Source organism: Massilia sp. UBA6681 (genome assembly GCF_002454935.1).
Taxonomy (GTDB): Bacteria; Pseudomonadota; Gammaproteobacteria; order Burkholderiales; family Burkholderiaceae_D; genus Telluria; species Telluria varians.
Map to the genome: position 1 here is coordinate 2,013 of NZ_DKJX01000078.1, position 5,754 is coordinate 7,766.

General features: G+C 64.0%; 3 protein-coding genes and 1 pseudogene. All 4 read left to right on the forward strand.

Annotated features, from left to right (window positions below; genetic code table 11):
- Positions 1–41 precede the first annotated feature (41 nt).
- A complete protein-coding gene (deoA, locus tag B2R83_RS12975) occupies positions 42–1,364 on the forward strand; it encodes a thymidine phosphorylase (protein ID WP_292041852.1) in 1,323 nt (440 codons plus the stop codon).
- A 10-nt stretch (positions 1,365–1,374) separates the two neighbouring features.
- A complete protein-coding gene (locus B2R83_RS12980; RefSeq protein WP_209587960.1) occupies positions 1,375–1,779 on the forward strand; it encodes a cytidine deaminase in 405 nt (134 codons plus the stop codon).
- A 159-nt stretch (positions 1,780–1,938) separates the two neighbouring features.
- Entirely contained in the window at positions 1,939–4,845 is a 2,907-nt protein-coding gene (locus B2R83_RS12985; RefSeq protein ID WP_292041855.1) for a type VI secretion system Vgr family protein, read from the forward strand.
- Between the two features lie 8 nt (positions 4,846–4,853).
- A pseudogene (locus B2R83_RS12990) lies at positions 4,854–5,754 on the forward strand (hypothetical protein); the annotation flags it as partial.

Below are 5,754 nucleotides of genomic sequence, written 5' to 3' on the forward strand. Positions count from 1 at the left end.
GGGAGACCCGCCCACCCTACGTTATAGAAAAGGGTTTATTTATGTTCCTCCCCCAAGAAATCGTCCGCAAAAAGCGTGACGGCGGCACCCTGAGCGCCGAAGAGATCCAGTTCTTCGTGCGCGGCATCCCGGACGGCAGCACCACCGAAGGCCAGATCGCGGCACTCGCGATGGCGGTCTACTTCAACGACATGACGATGGACGAACGTGTCGCCTTCACGCTGGCGATGCGCGATTCCGGCCAGGTCCTCGACTGGAAATCCCTCGACCTGCCGGGCCCGGTGGTCGACAAGCACTCCACCGGCGGCGTCGGCGACGTGGTCTCGCTCATGCTGGGCCCGATGATCGCGGCCTGCGGCGGCTTCGTGCCGATGATCTCTGGCCGCGGCCTGGGCCACACCGGCGGCACCCTGGACAAGTTCGATTCGATCCCCGGCTACAGCACCGTGCCGGACCCGGAAACATTCCGCCAGGTCGTCAAGGACGTGGGCGTGGCCATCATCGGCCAGACCGCCCAGCTGGCCCCGGCCGACAAGCGCTTCTACAGCATCCGCGATACTACCGCGACCGTGGAATCGGTGGCCATGATCACCGGCTCGATCCTGTCCAAGAAGCTGGCGGCCGGCCTGGACGCGCTGGTGATGGACGTGAAGGTCGGCAGCGGCGCCTTCATGCCGACCTACGAAAAATCGGTGGAGCTGGCCGAGAGCATCGTCCACGTCGGCAACGGTGCCGGCACCCGCACCTCGGCGATCCTGACCGGCATGAACGAGTCGCTCTGCCACGCGGCCGGCAACGCCGTCGAAGTCCGCGTCGCGATCGACTACCTGACCGGCAAATCGCGCCCCGCGCGCCTGCACGAAGTGACAATGGCGCTGTGCGCCGAGATGCTGGTCATCTCGGGCATCGCCGCCAACGACACCGAAGCACGCGCCAAGCTGCAGGCGGCGCTGGATTCCGGCGAAGCGGCCGAGCGTTTCGCACGCATGGTCACCGCGCTGGGCGGCCCGGCCGACCTGATGGACAAGCCGGACGCACACCTGGAAACCGCACCGGTCATCGTGCCGGCACCCAGTCTGCAGGCCGGCTTTGCGACCTCGGTCGACACCCGCGGCCTCGGCCTGGCGGTGGTGGCGCTGGGCGGCGGCCGCGTGCGTCCGCAGGACACGATCGACTTCGCCGTCGGCCTCACCAATCTGGTGGAGCTGGGCGATGCGATCGCGGTGGGCCAGCCGCTGGCGATGGTGCACGCACGCTCCAGCGAAGCTGCCGAGCAGGCGGTGCGCCAGGTGCAGGCGGCCTACCAGATCGGCCTTGATGCAGCGGTGGCCGAGCCGATGATCTACAAGACCATCCGTCCTTGATACCCAGACCATGAAATACGCGAAACTCATCGACGAAGCCCGCGCCGCGCGCGAACTGGCCTACACGCCGTACTCGAAGTTCCAGGTCGGCGCCGCACTGGAATGCAAGGACGGCCGCATCTTCCGCGGCTGTAACGTGGAAAACGCCTCCTACGGTCTGTGCAACTGCGCCGAGCGCACCGCCTTCTTCAGCGCCATCGCCCACGGCTACAAGCCGGGCGATTTCACGGCCCTGGCCGTGATCGGCCAGACCGAGGGCCCGATCGCCCCCTGCGGCGCCTGCCGCCAGGTGATCCTGGAACTGGGCGGCAAGGCACTGCCGGTGGTGCTGACCAACCTGAACGGCGACGTGTTCGAGACCACGGCGGCCGAGCAGCTGCCGAATGCCTTCGTTGGCGGAGACCTCAACCGGTAAGCGGCACTCGTCCGGCTCACAAGCGCTGCTCGCGACAAACGCGGCAGCGCTTTTCTTTTGCTTGTCAAAAAGCAAGCAAGCTGAGCTTCCTCAAGAGCAACATGGCAATCCCGGCGTGTAATCGCTGGAATCGCCTTGTATGCGCGCATGGAGGAAGCGATGTCCGAACACGTCCAGATTGCCAGTCTTCTCGCATCCTTCGGCAGCTTCACGCAAGATACCCGCCTGCTCAGGCTGACGACACCGCTGGGCAGCGCGCTGCTGGCGGAATGCATGCGCGGCGAGGAAGGGATCAGCCGGGGCTTCCGTTTTTCCATCGATGCCCTCTGTACCGAGGCCGATGTGCGTCTCAAGTCGCTGATCGGCCAGCCGGCGCTGCTCCAGCTGCTCACTGCCTCCAGTCTCGATGCGTTCCGGCCCTTCCACGGCCATGTCACGGCGATGGAGATGAGCGGCGCCAATGGCGGCTTCGCCCGCTACACCCTGACGCTGCAGCCCTGGACCAGCTTTCTCTCGCTGGGCCGCGACAGCCGCATCTTCCAGGACATGTCGGTCTTCGACATCCTCGACGTGGTCTTCGGCAGCTATGGCGGCCGGGCCAGGCTGGCGCCGGCCTGGCGCCTGGAGATCGCCGACCGCAGCATCTATCCCAAGCGCAGCCTGACGACGCAGTACCAGGAGAGCGACCTCGCGTTTGTGGAGCGCCTGATGCTGGAGGAGGGCCTGTTCTACTTCTTCGAGCACAGCGGCGATCCCGATAGCCCGTCGTTGGGCGCACACACGATGGTGATCGCCGACCACAATGGCGCCTTCCAGCCGAACCCGCAGGCGCAGGTCGCATTCACACGGCCAGGGGCCGTCATGAAGGCCGACAGCATCGACCGCTGGCGGACCGAGTCCCGCCTGCTGAGCAATGGAATCGAGCTGGGAAGCTGGGATTACCGCACCGTGCGCCAGCGCCAGGTCTTGGCAGCGGGCCATGCCGGCCCGGCTGAAGCCTTGATCAGCCGCGACACGCCCGGACTGTATGCGTGGGAGACCCGCGAGCAAGGCGAGCGGCTGGCGGAGAACCAGATCCAGGCCTGCGAGGCCGCGCGCCAGGTCCACATCGCCGCAGGCACCGTGCGGACCTTCACGCCCGGCACGCGCTTCACCTTGCACGGGCATGCCCGCTTCGACGAGGCGCCGGGCGACGACGCGCGCAGCTTCGTGATCACCACTGCGACGCACCTGATGCACAACAACCTGACGGCCGACATGCTCGAGACGGTCGACAAGCTGCTGGGGCAGGGGCCGGTGGCGGGAATGGCCATGCACCAGTCCGAGCCCAGGATTCCACGGCAGCTCGCCGGCGATCGTCCCCTGTACCGCAACCGGATCGAAGCCATTCCTGCCGGTGTTCCTTACCGCGCAACGGGGGAGGAAGGACATGGGCGCCTGCTCCATCCGCGCCCGACCGTGCGCGGCCAGCAGACCGCCATCGTGGCGGGGCCGCCGGGTGCGGTGGTCCATACCGACAGGGATCATCGCATCAAGGTGCAATTCCATTGGCAGCGCGGGGCGATGAGCCATAGCCGCGCCTTGCATCCGTCGCCGGACGGGCATACGGGTGCGCCCGGTGACGACACCGCCGGGACCTGGGTCCGGGTAGCGACGCCCATGGCCGGCGCCAACTGGGGCAGCAACATGCTGCCGCGGGTGGGGCAGGAGGTGCTGGTGGATTTCATCGAGGGCGACATCGACCGGCCGGTGGTGATCGGGGCGCTCTACAACGGCCGCGGGCAGCCCGATGCCCAGCACAACGGGGTCGCGCATGGTCCCGGGGCGGCGACCGGCAATGCGCCGCCATGGTTTCCGGGTGAAGGCGGCGGGCATGGGCATGCGGCGGTGCTGTCGGGCTTCAAGTCGCAGGGCATGGGCGACAGCCAGTCGGGCACAGGCGCCTATAGCCAGCTGGTGTTCGACGACAGCCCGGGGCAGGCACGCACTGCCCTGCAGTGCCACATGAAGGCGCATGAAGGCACGGCGGAGCTGAACCTGGGGCATCTGGTGCACCAGACCGATAACGAGCGGCTGCAGACGGTGGGCTTCGGGGCGGAGCTGAAGACGGCGCACAGCCTGGCGCTGCGGGCGGGGCAGGGGATGTTGCTGTCCACCGACGCACGGCAGGGGGCGCGCGGCAGCCAGCTCGATTCGCGCGAGGCGGTGTCGCAGATCGAAGAGAGCCATCGCTTGCAGGTCGATGTGGCGAACCTGGCGCAGAAGCACAACGCCAGGCTGGAGGGGGAGGCGGCGCCGGACGAACTCGCGGCCGTGAAGGAGATGGCGCATGGCGCCGAGGTGATCGGTGCTACCGATGGTGATGCCATCGCGTACAGCGAGCCCCAGCTGCAGCTGTCGAGCCCTGCGGGCATCGTCGTTACCACGCCGGCCGATGCGGTGATTTCCGCAGTGACCACGAGCAGCATCGTTGCGGGGCAGGACATCAACGTTGTCGCTCAGGGCAACTCGTCCACCCTGGTTGCGAAGGGGATCAGCCTGTTCACCTACGGCAAAGCCACCAACAAGGAAAAACCGAACCAGGAGGTGGGCATCAAGCTGCACGCGGCCAGTGGGAAGCTGAGCAGCCAGAGTCAGTCAGGGCCGACCAGGCTGACGGCGGACAAGAAGATCACTGTCGCGAGCGTGACGAAATCAGTGGCGATTGCGGCGCCGAAGAAGCATGTGTTGCTGACGGCGCAGGGGGCGTATATCAAGCTGGAAGGGGGGAATATCGAAGTGCATGCGCCGGGGAATGTGGAGTTCAAGGCGAGCAAGAAGGAGTTGGCGGGGCCGGTCAGCGTTTCCAGTCCTGAACTGGCCATGAAGGTCTCCGAACTTAAGCTGAAACGCGACCTTGAGATCGAATATGTCGATGCGGACGGCAATAGGCTGACAGATGAGCCGATTGCACTGCGATTCGCCTCTGGAGCAGAGAAGGCGGTCGTACTAGACGACAGCGGCAAAGCGGTGATCAAGAATGTGCCCCTCGGGCCATTCGGTGCAAAGCAACCACAGCGCAAGTGAGGCACGTCATGGGCGCAAAAGCATCAGGGCCTGCATCGAAGAACACCGCACAAGAGGTATGCATTGACTTGCCGGGAGAGCGTGTGCAGTGCTGGCGTTCCGGCGATAAGGTCAAAGTCGTTCTGCGTAAGCACCGCGATGTCTTCTTTGATATCAATCTCAAGAGCAACGCCATTTATACGGTCGAATCTAAGTCGGAGTTCTACAGCCCAAGAGAAAAGAAACTTCTCAAAAAAGTCCTGTTTTTCGACGGAGAACGCTTGCATCTTTGGGTGGGCCGAGACTTCAAGGAGCCTCTCGTCCTCAGTGCGGACGGCCAGGTCATTGGAAAATATGAAGTATCCGGTCTGGATCCAGCAAGCTACAGCGGCGAGCCTAAGGAAAAACCCGAGCCGCTCCTGGTGATCATCGGGAAGGGACAAGACGGCTTCTCCTGTACCGCGAGCGATCCCTTCGGCTCCGCGAAAACTCAGCTGAACATATTTTCCTTACTGGAACCCAAACGTCCACTTTTAACCGATGTGGGGCGCAGCCGGTTTGACTACTTCTACTCGCCTTCGCCCCCGGAGATCAGGGAATACGCAGCGGTAGTCGATGTGAATCCGGATGAGATTCGCGCCGAGGTCGTGAAGCAGCTCGAGAGCGGTGCGGTCGAAGGTTCGCCAAGCCAAATTTTCACGATTCCGGACATAACACAGGAAGACTCGGTACTCGTTCGCGCGTTAACTGCTGCCGCAACTGCTATTGCAGGTAATTCATTCCTTACCAGTAACGAGTTTAAGGAGACTGCTGGCTATGTTCAGGAGAATCTTAAATCTCTCGACAAACTATCAATGGCCGTGCGCATCGAGAAAAAAGCTAAGGGAAAGTACAAGGCAGTATTGAAGGGCTTTGTTGAGCAAATCGAGT